The following is a 20,310-nucleotide window of genomic DNA, read 5'->3' as shown; positions in this document are numbered from 1 at the left end:
ATCCATAGTCTATGAACCAAGTTCTCCTTCGTACCACCTTTTCCCTTTTCCTTTTATTCGGATTTTTTGGATCGTCCTATTGTTTCGGATTTTACCTCACCGAACTTGCCGCCAACGAACGAAAGGTTTGGTTGGATGAAAAAGCATGGTCCATCACCAATGCAATGACAGAGGAGGAACTAGTTGGACAAACCATCCACATCGCCATCCCTTCGAAGACAGTTGACCAAATTGCCCTCGATGAAATCAAACAAACAAAACCTGGTGGCATCATCCTCTTTGGAAAAAACTTAGGGAAAAAAGAAGAAATCCTCTCTCTCACAGAAAACCTACAACGTTCCGCAAAAGAAAATGGCCTCCCCCCATTTCTCATCTCCACTGACCAAGAAGGAGGACGCGTGTTTCGAGTCCAAGATGGAATCACTCATTATCCTGGTGCCATGGCTGTGGGCCAAACTGGAAAAAAAGAATGGGGTGAGATTGTTGGGTTTGTGACTTCTTATGAATTAAGAAGCCTTGGCCTCAATTTTTTATTTGCACCAGTTCTCGATATCAATAACAACCCTCTCAACCCAGTCATTAACACACGTTCGTTTGGATCAGATGTCCATCGTGTTTCTGACGTTGCCGTTGCCTATGAGCGAGGTGCACGGGCTGGTGGTTGTTTGCCTGTGATCAAACATTTCCCAGGGCATGGAGACACAACTGTGGATAGTCACTTGGGCCTTCCGATCATTAATAAAAGTTTAACCGAATTAGAAAAACTGGAACTGGTTCCGTTCCAAGAGTCCATCCGTGGTGGCGCGGAAGCTGTGATGTCGGCTCATATCGTATATCCAAAAATTGATCCTAATTTCCCAGCCACACTTTCCAAAACGATTCTAACAGATGTTTTACGAAAGTCATTACAGTTTGATGGAATCATCATTACGGATGCGATGGAGATGCATGCCATCTCTAAAAATTATGAAAAGGATCGTCCAGGAGTTCTCACCATCCTCGCAGGTGCCAATATCGTTTTACTCACCAGTTGGGGAGAAACCGCCAAAAAGTTCAAAGCACAACTCATGGATGCTTACAAAAATGGGGAATTTGAATTTGTGGACAAAGAAGGAAAAAAACACGATCTACTAAAAGAAGCAGTCCAAAAACAAATTCGAAAAAAATTAGAACTTGGGATTTATGATAAAAATTCCATCCTACCGAATGTTTATGACGAAAACCAAAAACAAAAAGAATTCCTTTTGGCATGGGAAAAAGAAAGGAACGAACGATACAAAAAATTAAGTGAGTCTCAAAACTTTGCCAAAGAAATCAATGAAGACTCCATACGAGCTTATCCAAAATCAGTTGTGACTGCAACCATTGTTCCCGAACAAACGGTTTCCTTTGTCAAAAACCCAAGACTCAAAGAGTTTTTAAAATCCAAAAAGATCCAATCTGCCTCTTCTAAATCATTTTCAAGTTTTACGAAACAAAAGAATTTCACAACGTATCTGTTTGATTCCACCTCAGAAGCAGAGGTAAAAATGGTTGTTGGACTTGCAAAAAAATTCCCAAACAAACGATTCCTTGTGATGCACGGAGGAACTCCCTTCATCCAATTGCCGGAACTTAAGAACTTAGAGTATCTATTGTCATTTTCGTTAACTGTTGGATCTTGGGAAGCTATGGGTTCCAAACTTACCTCAGGAAAAGAAATCCCCAAGGTAGATTTGATTTTATTATCAAAAGAAGCAAAAACACCATCCAAAGGTGCTTTCCCCGAAAGTTTATAAGATGTAAGAGAGGATTATGTTAACACCTCTCTTACTCCTCCACGTTTGCGGATTTCTTCATACAAAGATTTCCGCATCTCCTCATCGGCATCGACATATCGTAAAAGATACAAATCTGACTTTTGTTTGGTGGGCATCATTTTTGAACGAATCCGAAACTCAGGTCCCTTTTCGAAACTAAAAATCACTTCCCAAAGGTCTTGGTGTTTCCAAATCTCAGAAGAGATCCCCGAAGGGAAGGTAAATAAAATCCCTCGGTCACTCAATCGTTCCGAAAGTGTGATGAAAGGTTTTGCCGTTTCCTTGATATCAAATCTTTTTTCATTATTTTCCTTTTGGTCTTTTGCGATTCGTTTCAAAACTTCTAACTGTTTATCAATGTTTTCTTCACTGAGTAATAATTTGTTTTTATCGAGTTCCAAATCTTTTTTTTGTTCAGGTGGTGGCCAAGGAGAAACTGTAATGGAAATCTTATCGGTTAACATCAAATGGGATTCACCCTTACGTTCGATCTTCCCATTAAAGTGAAAGATAAGTCCACTTTCATTGGTACGAAGAACGCTTCCATCCAAAAGATAACCACCGCTACTTGGCCTGAAGACATATAATTTTGCCTCTTTCCCAGGAACGAGTAAGTCTTTGGAGATTCCTTTTGCTGATAATAACAATTCATCTGCCGTTTTTTGCATCACATAAGTGAGTTCCTCTCTTCCATCGGCTTCCAAGGCTCCCACTTCCCCGACTGTCAAATCATTCAGCGATAAAATTTCTTTTTTGAATTCCACTCCTGACCGAAAGAGTTTATCAAACAAATTCACTTCCTTTTCCGTGGTATTGGCATTCGATTTTAAAAAATAGCGATACAATGCATTTTTGAGTTTGTTTCGGTTTTCAGGCAAAAGATACACTTCCCGTTCTTCTGCGTTGAGATCATCATAAAAACTATGTAAGATATTGAGTTCTACCTGGTTGCACTTTCTGGCAATGGCATACCTTTGAAATTCGACCCAATGGTTTACGACATTTGCTTGTTTATGATGCAAATAGTTCATGATCTTAATATAAATGAAGGCAGCAAGTCCCATGAGTACGATGTAAAAGATGTAGATTGAATCAAATTTTGGAAAAATCCAAACGACCTGTGCCATAAAAATCATAAATTACTTTTCCTCATATCTCTGTTGTGTCGAATGGAAGTAAGGTGAGCTCTTCCTACTTCAAAATTATCGGCAAAAATCCACTCCACGGGACAATTGTTCCCCAAGGGAATAAAAACGAGGCCCTTCCACTGCTTGGAGCTCTCCTACTTTGGGAAGGGGACGTCATTTTAGAAAACCTACCTGAAATTGCCGATGTCCTGAAACTCATGGATGTCCTCCGCCACATTGGTGTAGAGATCACATCTCTGGATACAAAAGGATCCTACCTCTTCCAGAAAAAAAATCCAGTGAAATCGGACTTACCTTACGAACTTTGTTCCCAACTCCGAGGGGCTGTGACTCTCGCAGGACCAATCCTTGCCCGTACAGGCCGAGTGTTTTTGCCAAAACCTGGTGGAGACAAAATTGGACGTCGCCGGATGGACACTCACCTTCTCGCCCTCGAAGCCCTTGGCGCCAAAATCGAAGTTTTCCCAGATGGGTACATGCTCACTGCCGACAGATTGTTCGGAAAAGACATTTTACTCGATGAAACCTCTGTCACGGCTACAGAAAATGCAGTGATGGCCGCCGTGTTTGCAGAAGGCACCACGATCATTCGGAATGCCGCATCCGAACCTCATGTCCAAGGCCTTTGCCGATTTTTGGAAGCCGCTGGTGCTAAAATAGATGGAATTGGGACAAACCGACTCACGATCACAGGAGTCACTTCCCTTTCTTCTCCAGAAGGTGGTCTCAAACACCGCATTGGTTCCGACTATTTAGAAGTGGGTTCCTTTATCAGCCTTGCCGCCGTGACGGGAGGGGAGATCCATATCACCGACGTAAACCCGGAAGACATTCGAATGATCCGAATGGTCTACTCAAGACTTGGGATCGAAGTGCGACCCACTGAAACAGGCATCCTTGTCCCATCCGACCAAAAAATGGAAATCATCCCTGACTACCATGGTGCCACTCCCAAAATTGATGATGCACCTTGGCCAGGTTTCCCGGCCGACATGACTTCCGTTGCTTTGGTCACTGCCACTCAGTGTAAAGGGACAGTCCTCATCCATGAAAAACTCTTTGAATCCAGACTCTTCTTTGTGGATCATATCATCGCTATGGGTGCCCAAATCATCCTCTGTGACCCGCACCGTGCCATCGTGATTGGTGCCAATCGTTTGTATGGACAACGAGTGGCAAGTCCCGACATTCGTGCTGGGATGGCCATGATCATCGCAGCACTCTGCGCAGAAGGCCAAAGCGAGATCCATAACATTGTTCAAATTGACAGAGGGTTTGAATCCATTGACACAAGGTTACGATCCCTTGGAGCCCAAATCGAAAGAATTCCGAGTTAAATGAAACGAAAGGATCTATTCCGAGAAGGTTTTAAATCCGTATTCCAATTTACCTTTACCAAAGCGGAAGAAATCTCAGAAGCCATCAAAGAAGTTTGGGAAGAGGAAACAGGTCCAAATCCCAAACAGAAACAAATTTCCAAAGAAACAAAAGCACAGAAGAAGCCAAAACCGACTTCTGTCCGGAAACGGAAAACAAAAATGTTCCAAACCTTGTCTTTACCACCAGGGGCTTCTTCGGATTTTTTTTCTTTATGCACTGGGTGTAACGAATGTATTTTTGCCTGCCCTTACGCCGTCTTATTCCCTGTTACAGCAACAGATTCCGATAAGTCTTTCCCTCATTTTGATCCGAATGCAAAAGCATGCCATCTTTGCACTGATTGGCCTTGCATCACTTCCTGTCCAGAAGAGGCACTCATACCGTACGAAGTGTCCGAAACTACACCAAAGTTTGGTAAGGCGAAGCTAATCAAAGACTTTTGTATCAATGAAAAAACAGGTGAATCAACCTGTAATGCTTGTTTTGTTACCTGCCCTATTGAAAAAACAGTTAAATTTAAAGGGAATTTGCCTGTTTTTTCACAAACAAATTGTACGGGTTGTGGACTTTGTGTAGAAACCTGTCCTAGTTTTCCGAAAGCAATTCAAATCAAACTGATTCAAAAATAAGTATCACCTATCAAACGTTTTAGAAAAAAAACATCGCAAAACATCAAAAAATTGTTATTCGGTGAAAAAAATATCTTGAATTTTTCAGAAAGAAGAGAGATACTCTTGTTAGCGCAAGGGATTTCCCTTCGTCAAAAAAAAATATAAATTTAATTTAAAGGAAAAAGAAAGCTATGGAACCACAAAAAGTAGGCCCAGGACAAATCGATAAAATTGCAGAGGATCTTAAAAAAGACCCAGAGAAGTCGATTGGGAATTATCTCTTCAAAGGATTCAGAATCCAAATCTCCAAATACAAAGCATCTGGAGCGGAGAGAGTGCAACAACTTTACAAAAGAAGAAGAGCACAAGGTCTTTGCATCGTTTGTGGTACCAAAGTAACTCGTAAAAACCCGGTAACAGGAATTCTTTACAGACTTTGTGACACACATAGAGCGGAAATCGACCAAAAGAATAAAGAAAAGGCAAAAGCAAAAAAAGGAAAATAAAACCTTTTCTTGGCACTTTTCTAACTGAGAGGGGACAACAGGTCCCCTTTTTTGTTTACAGGCATAACAAATGCCCTATGCTCATTTTCTATGAAAACCCTACTCCCATTCCTTCTTTTGGCTGCCTTTGGATGTTCACAATTGGTATGGCGTGATTCCCAACTCACAGATGAAATTTCTCCCAGTAATGATCCGAATATCAATCTTGTCCTGACAGTTCACTACCAAGAAAAAGATTCATGGAACCCTCTCAATGGAACCACTGACAAACGGAATTATAAAAGCAAAATCAAACTCATTGAGAATGCAGGCACTGGTGGGAAAGTCCTTCGGGAATGGGACTTACCATCCTGGTCGTTAGGTGATGGAATCTTTTATCATACCAAATCAAACACATTATTTGTGTTATACGGAAAAGATGATGAATATGGTACACTCAACCAAACCCTTTCCATTTATCCAGAAGTAGGCGGGGCATTTTCTTACCCTGCCACTCCCGAAAAAAAAATCATCTTCCAAATGGCACCATCTCCGAATGGAAATTTAGTCGCTCTCATTACGGCAAATCCCACAAAAGAAGATGAATTCACAGAATTTGAACTTTCGATCTTACAAACCAAAGACAAAAAAGTGCAATCCTTCCCACTCAGTTTTTGGACAGCACTCCCATTGTATGGAATTCGTTGGGCAGAAGATGGGAACAAATTGTATGTCAGGACACCTGATCGCATTTTGGTTTGGAATGGAACGGAATTGGTGGAAACCAAATCCTTCCCAGATTGTTTTACCATTTCCACAAACTTCGGGAAATGGGCCTATGAATCCGCAACTCTCACCGAAGGGGGCAATGTTGTACTTGGGAAAAAATTGCCTACTCCCAAACAGATCACAAATATCGACCAAATCAAACTCTGCCGCTAAAAGGCAGAGAGAATATTCAACTCAGGTTCTCTCTCTGGGCCAGTTTTTGGTCTCAATTCGCTTGATTTAATTATGTCACATGATTGGATGAGTGAAAAGACCCCATGATCGAAAAAAAATTCACAGAACATATCGACGCCATTTCAAAATACCTGAATGTCGTCGAAAAAATCGAACCCATCCGCAAAAGTGGGGTCGTTGTTTCTGTTGTGGGAAACGTCATTTATTCACAAGGTCCCCCTGATTCCAAAGTTGGGGAAATTTTAGAAGTCGAAAGAGGGTCTGACAAAGGTTATTTGGCTTGCGTCCTTGTTGGGTTCAAAGATCACTTATACACCTTAATGCCATTAGGTGATACACAAGAAATATTTCCTCATGCCTTTGTGTTTTCTTCGGGACGTCAGATCACTTTGAATGCTGGTCCTGAACTTCTCGGTCGTGTGCTAAATGGACTCGGTAAACCCATCGATAACAAAGGGATCCTCATCACAAAAGAAGAAAGAGCTTCCGAACCAAGATTTTTAAATCCTTTGGATCGACCTCCCATCACGGATATATTAGAAACGGGAGTTCGTGCCATAGATGGGATGTTAACGGTTGGACGCGGGCAAAGGATTGGGATTTTTTCTGGATCTGGTGTTGGTAAATCCAGTTTACTAGGAATGATCGCGCGTTATACGAATGCCGATGTCAACGTTGTGGCTCTCATCGGTGAAAGGGGCCGTGAAGTAAACGAATTCCTCCACGTAGAACTGGGAAAAGAAGCATTGGCAAGGTCTGTTGTATTTGTAGCCACATCCGATTCCTCTAAAATGGAACAAGTGAGTTGTGCGAACTTAGCTTGTTCCGCTGCAGAATACTTTCGTGAGAAAGGAATGTCAGTGAATTTGTATATGGATTCCCTCACAAGGTATGCCGAAGCCTTACGTGAATTGTCGATCGGAGAACCTGTAGTGACCAAAGGGTATGCCTCCAGTGTATTTTCAAAAATGGCAAAACTTGTGGAACGTGCTGGAACTTCACATAACGGAGGTTCCATTACAGGATTTTATACTGTTTTAACTGATGCCGAAGATGATATGGATGATATTGTTGCCGATAAGGTGAGAGGATTTATCGACGGGCATATTGTTCTCACAAGAAAACTCGCCGAACAAAGCCATTACCCAGCAATTGATGTTCCCGCCTCTCTCTCAAGGCTCATGCAAAAAATTGTAAATGAAGATCACTATATGCGGGCCTCCATCGTGCGAGAACTCATCTCCAAGTACAAAAACTCAGAGGATATTATCTTACTCAATGCCTATGTAAGAGGTGCTGATGAAAAAATAGATATGGCCATCGACAAAAAATCTCAAATCGATGATTACTTAAGACAAAGGATTGAAGAAAAATCTTCCTATAACGAAGCCATCAAACGATTGGAACAAATTTTACAATCTTCCTCACGTATGGATGACGAATTTTAGTATCCCTAGAATTTTCATCTACCATTCCACTCGAAAAAATTTGAAATAATTTTTTGAATCGAAGTCCATCTCTAAAAAAACTCAAATGAAGCGTTGCTCATTCAATTTCTAGGATCACAAGTGTCACGTCATCATCAGGTGATCGATTCCCAGTAAACTCTTTGATTGTTTCGAGTAACAACCGTTTGGATTCTGTCAGCGGATATCCACTATACCGATGTGACATGGATTCCCAATTATCTTGTCCGATCATCTCTCGATTGGCATTGGTTGCTTCAGTGATTCCATCCGTATACAATACAATTCGATCCCCTGATCGGATGGAAATTCGGTCTTCTTGGATGTCAAGCTCTGGGATCCAACCAATCAGCTTTCCTTGTGGGATGCTGAGTTTTGCCTTCGATTCACCGCGCCGATTGATGATGAGCGGAGGATGGCCACACCTTGCATGTATCATTTCCTTTGTTTCTAAATTGATGTACACATAGGATGCTGTGACAAAGGCACCTTTCATTTTACCAAGGAGAGTCGAATTGATTTGGTTCAAAAGTTGAGAAGGTTCTTTGGCAAGTCGTACTTGCGTGGAAAAAGCGATCTTTAACATGGCAGACACAAGGGCCGCTGGGATTCCATGACCCGATACGTCTGCAATGAGAACACCTAACTCTGTTTCCGAAATTGCATGGAAATCAAAAAAATCTCCACCAATACTATCCATTGGTTCATAATAAAATTCTGTTTTGATCCCAACAACATTCGGTGCTTCCTCAGGGAGAATCGAATATTGGAGTTTTCTTGCTAAACCCAATTCGTTTTGGATGGCGATGAATTTATTTTGTTCTTCGACTGCTTTTTTAAGAGTGATCAGGTTTTTTGCACGAGAAATTAACTCTCGTTTGTCGAAAGGTTTTGCTAGGTAATCATTTCCACCCGCTTCGAGCGCGGCAATGATGTCAGCAATTTGATTTTTAGCAGTTAAAAACAAAATGGGAAGTTGGTATAAGGAATAAGACTCACGTAATACAGTACAAACATCATATCCGCTCATACCAGGCATCATGATATCCAATACCATTAGTTCAAAAGGGCCTTCATCTCGAACAAGTCGGATTGCATCCACACCATTGGCCGCTTCCCTGACTTCACACCCAATGAGAGTTAAATGATTTTTTAAAACTTGCCTGTTGATTGGCTCATCATCGACAACAATGACTCTTAATTTTTCACCTTCTAATTCCTCTTGTGTTTCTTCGATCGGCTCAAATTCAAAATTATCCCCACCAAACCACATTTCCGACTTTTTCAATTGTGGTTTTTCCATTGGGATTTCCCCTTCTCGCGCCAGTGGAAGAGAAAAGGAAAACATAGAACCTTCAGCGGGTGTGGACTCTACCCAAATATTACCTCCGTGCAGTTCCACCAAACGTTTGGAGATGGCAAGGCCAAGCCCTGTTCCACCAAACTTTCGTGTGGTGGAGGCATCCACTTGTTCAAAAGATCGAAAGATATCACCAAACTTATCTTTGGGAATTCCAATTCCCGTATCACGAATGGAAATCACAGCCATTTTTTCGATGATTTCAGCACTTACGTCAATTCGGCCTTTTTCCGTAAACTTAATGGCATTTCCAATGATATTGAATAGGATTTGTTGGAGCCTTGCTTCATCCCCTAAAATCGGAGGAAAATCGATTGGGACATTGTTTCTTACCGTGAGATTTTTTGTCACATACAGTGGCCTTGAGATCACAAGGACAAAGTCACAGATTTGGTGGAGATCGATTGCCTTCAGATCCAAATCCAGATCTCTATTTTTCATTTTGGAAAAATCTAAGATATCATCCACAAGAGAAGACAATCGTTTCCCGGAACTCACAATCATTCCTAAATTTTGCCTTTGTTCTTGGTTGAGTTTTCCACCTATCCCATCAAACATCGATTCTGCGATTCCAATGATCCCATTCAGTGGAGTTTTTAATTCATGTGAAGTATTGGCTAAAAATTCATCTTTGAGTTTGTCTAACGCAAGTAATCGTTTGGAAAGAGTCTCCACTTCTGAAAAGGCACGGCTGAACCTGCGAGACAAGGTCAAAGATTGTACCAAGATAAAAACAAAGATCCCAATCGGAATCGCTTCCACGGAATAAAAAATTTGATTTGCGTTTAACAAATCTACGAAAGCGGCAATTGCCACAGTCGAGATTCCAACCAAAAACAAAAACCCACTTTCCTTTCTGTGGTAAGCAGCACGGAAGACACCTTGTAAGATCATTAGGATTCCAAACAAAAATACTATTTGGTAATAACTATTGAGTTCTGGATAAATTTGTGTTGGTAAAAAAAGTAAAAATGAAATGAAAACTAAAGTCGGAAAAAGAAGGGAGCGATGCATCCACTTAGGATAATAATCCGGGTAAAAACCTCTAAAAAATGTAAAGAAGAGATATGGGGAGAGATAAAACGTAAAGTATTCAATCCGTAAACATACATTCCAACTGAGGATCGGTGCCAGTTCATTGAATACAAATCGTTCCCCAGTGAATAAAGTCCTGAGTGCTAAAAGTAATGCAGCAAAACCAAATAATAAATTGCCCCTGTCAGTACGGCGAAAATAAAAAAGTCCAAAATGATAGAGAGCTATGATGAAAACAGATCCCGCAAGGAAAAGGGAAGAAGCCAGATCAGCTTCGCTTTCCTTATACAATTGATCCCACTCACCTATGTAAGGCGGCTCCCACATCCCTCCTTTGGAATGTTGGAAATTGGATATTTCAATCAATAGTTCGTTTGGACCTTCTTGCCAAGGCAGTGGGTAAAGTTGGAATTCATAAGACGGGTCTGATTGGTCTTTCGATTTTGAGACAACACCGGAACTTCCAAGAAATTTCCCATTCCAATACACCCGAGAGGCAGTCGCCACATCCAAAATTTTGATCCCGAAGACTTGGTCGTTTTCTAAATTCTTCGGTCTTTGCAAAACGAGTCGGTAGGTTCCATACCCTTCCCCCGATCCAAGCACCGAGTTCCAAATTCCAGGGACAGTTAGGTGTTGGAAGGGGAAGTCTCTTCTTTCTGACTCGGATAAAAATTGGCGGGGGTAAAACTCCCAGTCCCCTTCCAAATGCATGGGGTTTCCGCCACTTTTTTCCACGAGCTCATGCAATGGAGTGGCAAAGACGGGGGAAAAGGAGCCTAAAACCTGGCTCCAAAGCAAAACAATCAGTTGTAAGTATTTATGGGACAATATTCCAAGTTTTACGTATTTTTTTAAAAATACGAGTAAAAAAGAGTACAAAAATTATTTAGAATCGAAGAAATAGACAGCTGTGAAACGATTTCGGTTTAGTTTGGAAACGGTTTTAAAACTACGAGGCATGAAGGAAGAGGAAGAGATCCGCCGTCTGTCCCTTGTGGTTTCCAAACTGAATGCTCTCATTTCCGAAAAAGAAAATAACGAAACAGAAATCCAATCATCTTACGATGCCATCCTTTCTTCTGCCCAAGTGGGAACCAGTTTATCAGACTACCTTTCCATCGAACAATACATCAAAGGCCTCATCCGACGTAACGAAGAATTAGACCATAGAATTCAAAACCAAACAGAAGAGGTCAATTTAGTTCGGAAAGATGTGATGGTGGCAAGGATGAATAAAAAAGTCATCGAAGTCTTAAAAGACAAACGTTTTTTAGAATGGAAAAAAAAACGAAATCGTATGGAACGAAGGGAAGTAGAAGAATTCAATTTCCAATTAAGCAAACAAACATTATTTGATTCTTTAGAAAGTTACGGCTCAAAACATTCCAAAAAAATCCCAAGAACTTTCAAAATTTTAAACAGAGAAGATGGTGGAGACGAACTCGCATCTGATTTTAAAACTCTCCGCGATTTTTATGAAAAATATTATTTAGGACAAGGCAAACCATAATGGCAAGCGTAACAGACAACACAAGATCCTTCTTTTTGATTGTATTAATTTTTTTCCTTATCGCAATTGGATTTTTTGTTTTTGACTACTTCCAAGTCATAAACGCTGAAGACTACTTACCCTTCCTAAAAAAACAAGCAGGCCTTGTGAACCAAGACCTACTTTCTCCAACCGAATTGGAAAAACTGGAAATGGAAAAAGCAAAAGAAAGACTGATTGCTGACCGCGAAGAGTTGGAACAAATGAAACGTGAGTTAGAAGAAAAATCTTCCTCCCTCAACGCCGATAAAGAACGGTTAGAGGAACTTAAAGAAGGAATCCAAAGAAAAGAAAAAGAAATGGCTGAAAAAGCCAAAAAAGAAAATGCTCGCGCTGAAAAAGTAAAAGTACTCGCAAACAAAGTGGCTAACATGCCACCTGAATCGGCAAGAGACATGCTCATCAACTGGCCTGATTATGACATCATTGAGGTCTTTGAACAAATGGACAAAGATGCAGAAGAAGAAGGAAGGCAAACCATTACAACCTACTTACTCACCTTATTCCCTGCAGAACGAAGGTCCGTAATATCCAACAAATGGTTGGATGCCGGTGCTAAAAATGTTCCCAGCTACGGCAAAAGTATCGATGAGGAAAACGAAGAGCCGTAAGAGAAAGTGTTTTTACATCGGTATTGATCCAAGTGATACGATGTCCCAAATCAGAATTATGAATTGATTCTTATGATTTGGTTCCACAAAGGATGGCCTTTACTTCAGTAATGGCATCTTCTAAGCGATCATTTATGACCACATAATCAAAGCTAGGTGCTTCATCTAATTCGATGATCCCATTTTCTATCCGTTTTTCGATACTCGTTTTGGAATCCGTCCCTCGTCTGATGAGTCTCTCAATCCAAATTTCCCGGCTTGGTGGTTCGATAAAAATGGTAACCGACTCAGGCCTTAGTTGTTTGACTGATTTGGCTCCTTGGACATCTAAATCCATAAGTGCCACTCGGTGTTCCTTTATGGCATCTAAAATGGGAGCCTTTGGTGTTCCGTAATAATTGCCATGGACTTCAGCCCATTCGTAAAATTCACCATCGGCAATTTTTTTTTGGAATTCAGGTATGGTTAAAAAGTAATATGTTTTTCCTTCCTCATCCCCAGGCCTTGGGTCACGTGTTGTACACGAGATCGAAAAATAAAACTCAGGGTTTTCTTTTAAGAGTGCTTGGATGATGGTCGATTTCCCACCACCAGCCACCGAGGAAATGATATATAAATTCGGGACAGCTTTCAATCTTCCGACTCCTCTTCCCCTTCTCCAATGTGGTTGTCCCCTGTTTCCAATCGTTTGGACAAACTTTCTGGTCGAATCGCAGAGAGGAGGATATGGCCTGATTCCAAGACGAGAACCGATCTAGTTTTACGACCACAAGTCGCATCAATCAATCGATTTTCTGATTTTGCTTCTGTTCTCAGTCGTTTTGCTCCCGCGGAGTCTGCCAGTAAAATGGTCAGAATCTTCGAAACAAAGACAACATTCGAGAATCCTACATTGAGAACCGGAAACGAAGACATGGAAACATATTTTTAGATTCTTCTGGATCGATCAAGTCGAATCGTTTCGATCAAATGAATTTCATGGATTCCTATATTCATAGCTTCGGAGATTTCGTCGTGTTTGTATCCTTTTTTGATGAGGTGGACAACTTTATCAATTTTTGTCGCCGATGTTGGTAATTCTTCCAAAGCAGATTCAATCGAAAATTCCACTTTGTCCAAATTCATCCTTTGGTAGGAAGCAAAAGCAGGATCATTTGCTTTTGAAACTTCATTTAGGAAGTCTCGTTTTTTTGTTCCTTCTACCATTTCATTTCGAATGGCTTCGGTAGGTTTTTCTTCTGTGAAAGGATTCCCACCTACCGTATAATTCATCTTAGGTTGGAACGTTGGAACCTCAACATTGTCGAATGCCTCTTTAGATGGAGAATTCAATGTTTCCATTCCCAACATTCCTTTGACTGCTTTACCCAATTTTCCAAAGGCTTGGTTCACTGCCCCTTCCGTTGTTTCCGCTTCATCCAAAGGAACGGGGATTTGGTTTGCTTGGTAAATTTTTCCGATCCCTGTTCTTTGTTCTTTGATATCGAGTATTGGTTCTTCTTTCTCAATGGGTGGCGCTTCGGAAACTAACTCCGATTTCATGGACATCCCTTGGTTCTGGTAATGTTTGAATTCTTTTACCAAAGCCTCCCCTTTTTCCATCATCGAACGTAAAGCGACCATCTTTGATTCAATAATGGTGACCGTGGCATCTAACTCGCGTATGGTTTCTTGTGTGGCGAGGTCGATGGCCCGATTCAGTTTTTTATCATAGTATTCGCTAACCGCTTTTTGAACTTTGACTGAGATGAAGACATACATCATCCCACAGAATAATAAATTGATTAATACGAGAGAAAAAAGCTCCATATGTTTCTCCTAAAGAACATTTCCAACAACATTCCGTAGAAAAAATTAAGCTTTTGAATCAAAACGAGATCCACGATCCAAACTAGGTCGATTGTAAATAATCCCCTCTTTGGAATAAGCAAATACCGAATTTTCTTTGTCTTGTTTCGGTTTTGCCGCCGAACCCTGGTACCCTGATTTCGTGTCAGGTACTGTTTGGGCTCGGTTTTGTGTTTGGATCACAACCTTTTGCAATTCCACCACCTGGTTTTGGTGGGTGAAGGGATTTTCAGCCTGAGCCCTACGTGCAAAATCGTAGTGGTGGGCGATACTGGCAAAGTTTTCGTTGAGTATCATCTGGCTCCCTCCTAGTTCTTAGACTTACCACGCCCTCTCTTTTTTCTCCAGTCATTTTTTGTTTCATCTGGGTCTTCGTAAGGCGCACTACGTACCTGGGACTCTTCTTCATAAAAGGTCTTGGCTTTCGTCTCATGGCGCAGTTTGAACTCCGCATTGCGGATCCGGATGGTAACTCCTGGGAAAATGGTCTTTTCGACCGAAATGCGACCTGTGGCGGCCTGTTCGTCCATATATTCAGTGAGGGTTTGGATGTCTTTTGTGGCTTCGGCGATCCGTTTTTCGAGTTTTTTGGTCCCTGCTTCCAATTTCTGCAAATGAGCATCTTGTTCGGCAGTGAAACTGGCAGGATCAGCATCCTTACGCGCTTTTAGGGTGCGCATGGTTTTTGTGAGTTGGTCGAGTTTGTCTTGGTTTTCTTTCTTTTTCTCTTCAAACTCACTGATCTGTTTCAAAATTTTAGGATTATTTCCTACGATGAGGTCGGTTTGTGGGTTTGCCTGGGAACCGATGATCTTAGCCGAGATGAGTTGGGCTGCTTGGATGGTTCCCCCTACAATTTGGCCCCGTTTCCCTTTACAGGAAATTTTACCCCCAGCCATCAAATGGGAATGTAAGATCCCTTCTTGGACAATGATGTCTTTTTCTGTGATGCAGGTCGCATTCTGGATGAACTTAGCGACTATGTTCCCACCAGTGGACTCAATCCGTGCCTCTTCGCGGCCAGTGACCCCTTGGCGCACAATGATGTCACCATCAGCTTCCACAATGGCTTTTTGGACTGTTCCATAAATTTCAATATTGCCTGCGGCTTTGACAGAGTAATTGTCTTCCACGTTTCCTGTGATGATGATGGAACCAAGGAAGGTAACATTTCCTGTCCTAACTCCTACATCTCCATTGATACGGTAGACGGTCTCCACAGAGAGCCTTCCCGCAGCGTATAACACCTGTCCATTGACCTCAGCAGTGAGTCGCATTTTGTCTTCGGAAAGAATGGTTCCTTTTCCTTGTTTGAGTTCGGTATCGAGTCCGTCTTTGGCAGGTAACACCATACCAAACAAATTTCGTCCAAACTTTCCTTTTTCGGCAGGGATCTTCTCGGCTAACAATTGTCCTACGACAACGTTTTCGATCATATCCAAATCTTTGTAATCCACACGACCCGATTGGTCCTCTTTGAAATTGATTTTTTTCTCAGTGCGGACATAGTATTTGATTTCTGCATTTTTCCCATTCACTGGGAAATCACCTTCAGCCCCTATGAATGGTTTATTTTGAACTTCCTCATCTAATGCTTTTCGGATATCATCTTCTTTGAGTCCATGCGCCACACCCATCCCTTTCAGAGCGGCTACGATGTCGGAAACTTCTAAGTCACGACCACCAGGTCTTGCGGGGAATACGGTGACAAAGGCACGCATATTTTCCTGTGCAATCTCCACATTACAACTGGAGTCATTGCCTGGTTTTGGTTTTTGGTTGGAAATGAGGACTGGTTCCCCTTTTTTCTCTTTGAGGATTTTATTGATGAGATTTTGATCGACTCCCGCAACACCGCGAAACGAAAGTTTTTTGGAAACATCCGCCATCGCCATCTCAAGGCCTTCACCTGAAGGAGGGTAAACAGTTAAAAACACACCCGTTCTGTAAATTTTGACAACCACTCGGCCGTCTTTATTTTTCGGTGTGACAAGGTCTTTTAATTCTTTGGAAACTAATTTTCCACTACCGCCTGTTAGGTGCTCATCCAACAAACTGAGTTCATCAAGTAACATATCATCAGGGATGACTGAGGCTCGGATATGGTATGGTTCTGAAAAAAATAAGGATTTTTTCCCACGTTTTAAAACTGTATAATCGATTTCGTGGACCTTACGACCAAGGTGACTCGAAGCAATTGCCAAACACTCTTCGATGGTATCGGCAATGACTTCCACTTGTTCTTTTTCCTTACGATCGAACTCTTTTAGTTCCTCTGTAAGAAATTCCGTGAGAGACATGGCCGATTACCTTTTTTGGATCGCTGATTTGACTTTGGAAAGTTTGCTACGAAGCCTTGCGACAGCTTTGGTGTGGAGTTGAGAGATACGTGATTCTGTGACTTCCAATACTTCCCCAATCTCTTTTAAGGTCAGGTCTTCATAGTAATAGAGGACGATGACTTTTTTTTCCTTTTCAGGCAATGACTGGATGGCTTCGACAATGACGTTTTTGATTTCTTCTTTTTCGATGATATTGTCTGGGTTCATATTCATCGGAGACTCTAATGTTTCCATAAAGGAAACTTCATCGTTCTCATCTCCGAGAAACCAAATGTCATTCAGTGAAACAAGTGAGGTTCCAGAGAGTTTGGCAAGGAGGGAATTGTATTCTTCCATGGAGACGCCAAGTTCTTTGGCAATCTCTTCATCATCGACTTTTTTGCCCTCTTTGTTCTCAAGCATGGCAATGATGTTTTCGAGTTGTTTTGCCTTTTGGCGGATGGACCTTGGGATCCAATCCACACTGCGGAGTTCATCAAAGATGGACCCACGGATACGAGTCATCGCATAGGTTTTGAATTTAATTTCGCGGGAAGGGTCAAACTTTTCAATGGCATCTAACAGACCAAAGACGCCATAACTGACGAGGTCTTCAAATTCCACATTTTGTGGCATTCCGATCGCAATCCGCCCGGCCACGTGTTTGACGAGAGGTGAATATTTTTCAACAAGATAACTTCGGATTTCCGCGTCCTTTTTGACACGGTATTGTTTCCAAAGATCTGTCTCATCAAACTGATTGTATTTGTCTAGCAATCTTGACATTGGGAACCAGGGTACGGGATCTCTTTACTTTATAAATCGTAAAGAAATGAAAATTACAAGAGGATTTTTTCTTATGTCCTCTAAAAACAGTAATTTTTCAGCCCTCTTGTGGGTCATCCTTTGCCATCATGGTGCGAATGGCCTCGGCCATGAGTTTTGGCTCGTTTTTGATCGCAATTTTATCCACTATGATATGGTCTCCAAATTTACCTGACTTCGCCATCGCAAGTTTGGCATCCATGGCAGCGTCACCCATCGGTTGCACTCCATAGTCATCAGAGGAAGTTCCCGTTGCCGAAGAAGATTCCATACCGGCATGGTCGTGATCAAAGTCATCTGCATGACCTTCTCCACCAAAACCACCAATGGAAAATGTGGATAAAAACTCTAAAAATTCAGGGACTTTCTTTTGCAGGACACTAAAAATTCCAAACCCAAGTCCACCAAACGCAAATGTCGAGATCAGCGAGACAAAGAAAATATAACCAATGCGGTTTCCTACTAAAAATCCACAGACGGCGCTTATGATGGCCCCAAGGATTGCAAATCCCAGTACAAATCCGATGAGCACTTAGTTGTCTTCCTCCATTCTGGATTCCATTTCTTTTTCTTTGAAGTCCACAAAGCTGAAGAACTTCTTAAAAAATCCAGTGAGACCTTCTTCATCATCAAAACCACCTTCTGTTTGTAAGAGGGTGTGAGTGATTCTTGTAAGGCATGCGGCTGCTTTGGATCGAGGGGCTCCAATGATGAATGGTTTTTGTTCCCGAATGGATTTTTCCACTTCTTCATCTTGAAAGATAAATCCTAAGTTTTCCACTTGGACTTCTAAAAATTGGCCCGAGATATCGATCACACGGTCGGCGACTTTTTTGCCTTCAATGGCAGAACGCACACGGTTTACGATGATCTTTAGGTTTTTGTCTTTGGATTGAGAGACAATGGATTTAATCAGACCATAGGAGTCGGTAATGGAAGTGGGCTCTGGGGTTGTGACAACCACCACTTCATCAGCAGGCATCACAAGTCCAATCACATTGGCAGAGATCCCAGCACCCGTATCAATGATCATCACATCATAACGATCCAGTTCCGCAAACCCTTTGATGAGATTGTTTCGTTGTGTTTCATTGAGATTGGCAAGTTGGGAATACCCAGAGGCACCTGCAATGATGTCTACCCCTTCAGGAGTGGAGATCACGATGTCTTTTAAGGACTTATGGCCTTTGACGACATGGTATAAATTGTATTTCGGAATGATCCCAAGGAGGACGTTGACATTGGCAAGACCCAAGTCACCATCGAAGATGAGGACTTTGAGACCAGTTTTGGCAATGGAGATGGCTAAATTGACAGAGACTGTACTTTTACCCACCCCTCCCTTTCCAGAAGCCACTGCAATGATTTTGGTCTTTTTTGCAGCATCCTGAGGTTGGACGAGTTTCAATCCGGTGCCAGTTTCTGTTAACTTTCTAAGATTTGCTGCTTGGTCCATCGTTACCCCTAGGTATCAGGATAACGAGGCTCCTTTACACAGTCTTCTCGAAGACTTCGCCCGCTATCCCTTTCAATTTTTCAGGAAAAATTACACATTCGGCAAGGATTTTTTTGGTGGCATTTAGGATATCAAACGGAACATCCTGCCCTACACTTAAGAATGCGAATTCCCTGTGAATAGTATCGGCTAATTCTACGACAGAACCTAAAAATTCTGCTTCATCAAGCTTAGTTAATAAAATTCTTTTATAACCTACCGACTCATACGCGTTTGTGACTGCGAGGGCATTGTCTTTTGCCACCGTGGAGGAAAGCACTAAGATGGTTTCAATATGATCCTTTTCCCCAAAGACTTCGTAGAATTCCTGAAGTTTTTCCAAGTTTTCTGACTTACGATGTGAGTATCCAGCGGTATCAACGAGGATGAGTTCCGATCCATCACGTAGAATCGTTTCTTTCCATTTGCGAAGGTCTTTGGCTGCATAGAAAGGAAGTCCCATCGCATCTGCATAAAATTTCAATTGGTCAATGGCCGCAATGCGGTAGTTATCTGTTGTATAGAGAGAAACTTTTTTCCCCATATGCAAACTGTATTTCGCTGCCAGTTTCGCAATGGATGTCGTTTTGCCAGAACCTGTGGGCCCGACAAAAAAAACTACCTTTCGTTTTCCACGAGGAGTTCCACTAAAAAGGTCGGAGTCCACTTGGATCCGTTCTTCTAAATAGGTGACCGCTTTGTCGGTCACATTGGCATAACGAGTTAAATCCACGGCAGATAACCTTTGTTCGAGTGTGACTGCCATTTCTTCTAGATACGATTCAGAAAATCCTTCACGTAACAGTCGATCGATGAGCTTTTGGATGTGAGGGTGTTTTTCTTTGGGACTGATTGTTCTTTCGGGAATGGATTCAAGAAAGGATTCTTTCGCTTCGGCGAGAGATAAACCCACGGGCCTTTCTTCAAAGGATTCAATTTCGTAAATAGCGGAAGTTTGTCTTCGTTTTCGTTCGGAAAAAGGACGGACCGATTCAATGTTTTTTTTACGTCCCGTGTAAGTATTTGCGTTCGAAAGATTTACCGAGTGGGAAGAATGTGAGGGGATTCCCACTCCAACGAGACCAGATTCAGGATGTGATTCTGTCCTTTGTTTTTGTTTGATGAGTTCTTTGAGGTCTTTGAGTTTTCGTTCAATTCTTTCTTTGGAATTTTGTTTTTCAGGAACACCCACATCAATTTCATACATGCGTTGTGCCATAAGACCGGTTCCAAAGAGTCCCCCTTCGGTGATCACTCGTTGGTCATACAAATGAGCCTCAGGGCCATACTTCATTTTCATCTGCATGATGCAGTCTTGTAAGTCTTTGCCTCGGATTTTCACAAAATCCATAGAATCTCCCCCAAACCTGGGAAAAATATGAAGGGTACCCTCTATTTGGAAAGCCTTTTT

Annotated in this window: 19 protein-coding genes; 8 read left to right on the top strand and 11 right to left on the bottom strand. The window is 41.8% G+C overall.

The features are described 5' to 3' along the window. Positions 1 to 11: 11 nt before the first annotated feature. A complete protein-coding gene (locus tag LEPBI_RS04715) occupies positions 12 to 1,778 on the top strand; it encodes a glycoside hydrolase family 3 protein (RefSeq protein ID WP_012387967.1) in 1,767 nt (588 codons plus the stop codon). Positions 1,779 to 1,792: 14 nt separating this feature from the next. On the opposite strand, the gene LEPBI_RS04710 is transcribed toward LEPBI_RS04715, so the two are convergent. Then, on the bottom strand, positions 1,793 to 2,935 hold the full coding sequence (locus LEPBI_RS04710; protein WP_012387966.1) for a hypothetical protein: 1,143 nt from the start codon (positions 2,933 to 2,935) through the stop codon (positions 1,793 to 1,795). A 44-nt stretch (positions 2,936 to 2,979) separates the two neighbouring features. Between LEPBI_RS04710 and murA the strand changes: the two genes are divergently transcribed. The 5 genes from murA (at position 2,980) to LEPBI_RS04685 (ending at position 7,834) form a co-directional block, all read left to right on the top strand. Then, positions 2,980 to 4,284 (top strand): UDP-N-acetylglucosamine 1-carboxyvinyltransferase, encoded by a 1,305-nt coding sequence (gene murA / locus LEPBI_RS04705; RefSeq protein ID WP_012387965.1) that lies wholly within the window; start codon positions 2,980 to 2,982, stop codon positions 4,282 to 4,284. Beyond that, complete coding sequence (locus LEPBI_RS04700; RefSeq protein WP_012387964.1) at positions 4,285 to 4,956, top strand: 4Fe-4S binding protein; 672 nt, start codon at positions 4,285 to 4,287, stop codon at positions 4,954 to 4,956. A 173-nt stretch (positions 4,957 to 5,129) separates the two neighbouring features. Further along, positions 5,130 to 5,444 carry an LIC10235 family protein gene (locus tag LEPBI_RS04695; protein ID WP_002973161.1) on the top strand — a complete coding sequence of 105 codons (315 nt, stop codon included), beginning with the start codon at positions 5,130 to 5,132 and terminating at the stop codon, positions 5,442 to 5,444. 141 nt (positions 5,445 to 5,585) lie between these two features. After that, positions 5,586 to 6,365 (top strand): hypothetical protein, encoded by a 780-nt coding sequence (locus tag LEPBI_RS04690; RefSeq protein ID WP_041769965.1) that lies wholly within the window; start codon positions 5,586 to 5,588, stop codon positions 6,363 to 6,365. Positions 6,366 to 6,469: 104 nt separating this feature from the next. Beyond that, positions 6,470 to 7,834, top strand: a complete 1,365-nt coding sequence (locus LEPBI_RS04685; RefSeq protein WP_012387962.1) for a FliI/YscN family ATPase — start codon at positions 6,470 to 6,472, stop codon at positions 7,832 to 7,834. A 97-nt stretch (positions 7,835 to 7,931) separates the two neighbouring features. Here the strand turns inward: LEPBI_RS04685 and LEPBI_RS04680 are convergent, their stop codons facing one another. Next, complete coding sequence (locus LEPBI_RS04680) at positions 7,932 to 11,078, bottom strand: SpoIIE family protein phosphatase (protein WP_041769964.1); 3,147 nt, start codon at positions 11,076 to 11,078, stop codon at positions 7,932 to 7,934. 82 nt (positions 11,079 to 11,160) lie between these two features. Between LEPBI_RS04680 and fliJ the strand changes: the two genes are divergently transcribed. Both fliJ and LEPBI_RS04670 read left to right on the top strand, forming a co-directional pair. Further along, complete coding sequence (gene fliJ, locus LEPBI_RS04675) at positions 11,161 to 11,760, top strand: flagellar export protein FliJ (RefSeq protein ID WP_012387960.1); 600 nt, start codon at positions 11,161 to 11,163, stop codon at positions 11,758 to 11,760. Then, a complete protein-coding gene (locus tag LEPBI_RS04670; protein ID WP_012387959.1) occupies positions 11,760 to 12,410 on the top strand; it encodes a periplasmic-type flagellar collar protein FlbB in 651 nt (216 codons plus the stop codon). The genes fliJ and LEPBI_RS04670 overlap by 1 nt, the downstream gene beginning before the upstream one ends. Before the next feature lie 70 nt (positions 12,411 to 12,480). Here the strand turns inward: LEPBI_RS04670 and LEPBI_RS04665 are convergent, their stop codons facing one another. The 9 genes from LEPBI_RS04665 to flhF all read right to left on the bottom strand — a co-directional run bounded on the left by LEPBI_RS04665 (position 12,481) and on the right by flhF (position 20,250). Next, on the bottom strand, positions 12,481 to 13,044 hold the full coding sequence (locus LEPBI_RS04665; protein WP_012387958.1) for a guanylate kinase: 564 nt from the start codon (positions 13,042 to 13,044) through the stop codon (positions 12,481 to 12,483). After that, positions 13,041 to 13,325, bottom strand: a complete 285-nt coding sequence (locus tag LEPBI_RS04660; protein WP_012387957.1) for a DUF370 domain-containing protein — start codon at positions 13,323 to 13,325, stop codon at positions 13,041 to 13,043. The genes LEPBI_RS04665 and LEPBI_RS04660 overlap by 4 nt, the downstream gene beginning before the upstream one ends. Before the next feature lie 12 nt (positions 13,326 to 13,337). Continuing rightward, positions 13,338 to 14,219, bottom strand: a complete 882-nt coding sequence (locus LEPBI_RS04655; protein ID WP_012387956.1) for a hypothetical protein — start codon at positions 14,217 to 14,219, stop codon at positions 13,338 to 13,340. A 45-nt stretch (positions 14,220 to 14,264) separates the two neighbouring features. Further along, positions 14,265 to 14,555 (bottom strand): hypothetical protein, encoded by a 291-nt coding sequence (locus tag LEPBI_RS04650; RefSeq protein ID WP_012387955.1) that lies wholly within the window; start codon positions 14,553 to 14,555, stop codon positions 14,265 to 14,267. A gap of 11 nt (positions 14,556 to 14,566) precedes the next feature. Beyond that, the gene (locus LEPBI_RS04645; RefSeq protein WP_012387954.1) at positions 14,567 to 16,558 is read right to left on the bottom strand and encodes a FapA family protein; all 1,992 of its coding nucleotides are present in this window, start codon (positions 16,556 to 16,558) and stop codon (positions 14,567 to 14,569) included. 6 nt (positions 16,559 to 16,564) lie between these two features. Continuing rightward, the gene (gene whiG, locus LEPBI_RS04640; protein ID WP_012387953.1) at positions 16,565 to 17,365 is read right to left on the bottom strand and encodes an RNA polymerase sigma factor WhiG; all 801 of its coding nucleotides are present in this window, start codon (positions 17,363 to 17,365) and stop codon (positions 16,565 to 16,567) included. Between the two features lie 97 nt (positions 17,366 to 17,462). After that, positions 17,463 to 17,936 (bottom strand): hypothetical protein, encoded by a 474-nt coding sequence (locus LEPBI_RS04635; RefSeq protein ID WP_012387952.1) that lies wholly within the window; start codon positions 17,934 to 17,936, stop codon positions 17,463 to 17,465. Further along, positions 17,937 to 18,860, bottom strand: coding sequence for a MinD/ParA family protein (locus LEPBI_RS04630; RefSeq protein ID WP_012387951.1), 924 nt, complete (start codon positions 18,858 to 18,860; stop codon positions 17,937 to 17,939). 34 nt (positions 18,861 to 18,894) lie between these two features. Continuing rightward, a complete protein-coding gene (flhF, locus tag LEPBI_RS04625; protein WP_012387950.1) occupies positions 18,895 to 20,250 on the bottom strand; it encodes a flagellar biosynthesis GTPase FlhF in 1,356 nt (451 codons plus the stop codon). Between the last annotated feature and the right edge of the window lie 60 nt (positions 20,251 to 20,310).

The sequence above is a fragment of the Leptospira biflexa serovar Patoc strain 'Patoc 1 (Paris)' genome (genome assembly GCF_000017685.1).
Classification (GTDB): domain Bacteria; phylum Spirochaetota; class Leptospiria; order Leptospirales; family Leptospiraceae; genus Leptospira_A; species Leptospira_A biflexa.
This window is presented reverse-complemented; position numbering and strand designations above follow the sequence as displayed.

Bases quoted from the DNA above. Each gene is read 5' to 3' on its own strand.
- LEPBI_RS04715 (WP_012387967.1), top strand. From the start codon at position 12: ATGAACCAAGTTCTCCTTCGTACCACCTTTTCCCTTTTCCTTTTATTC.
- LEPBI_RS04710 (WP_012387966.1), bottom strand. From the start codon at position 2,935: ATGATTTTTATGGCACAGGTCGTTTGGATTTTTCCAAAATTTGATTCA.
- LEPBI_RS04700 (WP_012387964.1), top strand. From the start codon at position 4,285: ATGAAACGAAAGGATCTATTCCGAGAAGGTTTTAAATCCGTATTCCAA.
- LEPBI_RS04695 (WP_002973161.1), top strand. From the start codon at position 5,130: ATGGAACCACAAAAAGTAGGCCCAGGACAAATCGATAAAATTGCAGAG.
- LEPBI_RS04685 (WP_012387962.1), top strand. From the start codon at position 6,470: ATGATCGAAAAAAAATTCACAGAACATATCGACGCCATTTCAAAATAC.
- LEPBI_RS04670 (WP_012387959.1), top strand. From the start codon at position 11,760: ATGGCAAGCGTAACAGACAACACAAGATCCTTCTTTTTGATTGTATTA.
- LEPBI_RS04660 (WP_012387957.1), bottom strand. From the start codon at position 13,325: ATGTCTTCGTTTCCGGTTCTCAATGTAGGATTCTCGAATGTTGTCTTT.
- LEPBI_RS04655 (WP_012387956.1), bottom strand. From the start codon at position 14,219: ATGGAGCTTTTTTCTCTCGTATTAATCAATTTATTATTCTGTGGGATG.
- LEPBI_RS04650 (WP_012387955.1), bottom strand. From the start codon at position 14,555: ATGATACTCAACGAAAACTTTGCCAGTATCGCCCACCACTACGATTTT.
- LEPBI_RS04645 (WP_012387954.1), bottom strand. From the start codon at position 16,558: ATGTCTCTCACGGAATTTCTTACAGAGGAACTAAAAGAGTTCGATCGT.
- whiG (WP_012387953.1), bottom strand. From the start codon at position 17,365: ATGTCAAGATTGCTAGACAAATACAATCAGTTTGATGAGACAGATCTT.
- LEPBI_RS04630 (WP_012387951.1), bottom strand. From the start codon at position 18,860: ATGGACCAAGCAGCAAATCTTAGAAAGTTAACAGAAACTGGCACCGGA.
- flhF (WP_012387950.1), bottom strand. From the start codon at position 20,250: ATGGATTTTGTGAAAATCCGAGGCAAAGACTTACAAGACTGCATCATG.